1 protein-coding gene is annotated in these 316 nt (G+C 70.3%); it reads right to left on the bottom strand.

Annotation, left to right across the window (positions count from 1 at the left end):
• On the bottom strand, positions 1-316 hold a 316-nt coding region (locus tag E2B92_RS32510; protein ID WP_133087800.1), incomplete at both ends, for a helix-turn-helix domain-containing protein.

The following is a 316-nucleotide window of genomic DNA, read 5'->3' as shown; positions in this document are numbered from 1 at the left end:
GCACGTTCGCGGAGAACCGGTAGTTGCGCGAGGAGGCGCCGACCGTTCGGTCACGAACCGGGACCAAGGTGCCGTCCACGATCCATAACCGTTCCACGCCCGCCACCGGCCTCGGCACCGGCTCCAGGGCGAGCAAGGGTCGCAGACGCTTAATGACCCGGCAGACGGTGGCCGGCGAGCACCCGAAAGGCGGTGCGAGCTGCCGCATCGTAAGGTTCGTGCGGTAGTACACGGCCACCAGCAGCACCCGTTCGGCCAGCGGAAGGCACCACGGCCGGCCACCACCGGGACCGTTGCCGCCCCGTTCCCGCACCGC

This window comes from Streptomyces sp. WAC05374 (genome assembly GCF_004353505.1).
GTDB lineage: Bacteria > Actinomycetota > Actinomycetes > Streptomycetales > Streptomycetaceae > Streptomyces.
The sequence above is the reverse complement of the archived record's forward strand: the minus strand, read 5'-3'. Positions and strand labels throughout refer to the sequence as shown.